Origin of the sequence: Rhodococcus sp. HNM0563, assembly GCF_012726195.1 — a bacterium.
Lineage (GTDB): Bacteria > Actinomycetota > Actinomycetes > Mycobacteriales > Mycobacteriaceae > Rhodococcus.
In genome coordinates this window covers 1-381 of record NZ_JAASAF010000049.1, presented here as the reverse complement: position 1 = coordinate 381, position 381 = coordinate 1, and the positions used below count along the sequence as shown (strand labels likewise).

The window sequence follows — 381 nt, the reverse complement described above, 5'->3', positions numbered from 1 at the left end:
TCCACAAGCGTTTACCCTCTCCACCAGCCCGGCGGCGAGCATCACATTCACAGCAGCGTTATAGTCCCGATCCAGCCTCATACCACACGACGGGCACACCCACACCCGCACATCCAGTGGCTTCGCCCCGTCCCGCACCCCGCAACATGCGCATACCTGCGAGGTCGGTTCCCGCCGGCCGATCGTGTGCGCCACCCGGCCATGCTCGGCGGCCTTGCCCTCGATCAACCGTCTGAGGGTCGACCAGCCTGCGTCGTGCACCGACTTGCCCATGCGGGTGCGGGCAAGCCCAGCCACCGACACTCCCTCGAGAGCGACCGCTTGGTTTTCGCGGATCAGCCGAAGAGCGAGTTTGTGGTGATGATCCAACCGCGTCTCGCG

At 65.6% G+C, this 381-nt stretch carries 1 protein-coding gene; it reads right to left on the bottom strand.

Translation table 11 applies throughout. The features are described from left to right. Positions 1-381 (bottom strand): RNA-guided endonuclease TnpB family protein (locus HCA61_RS25915; RefSeq protein WP_169691063.1); only part of this gene is annotated, 381 nt, incomplete at both ends.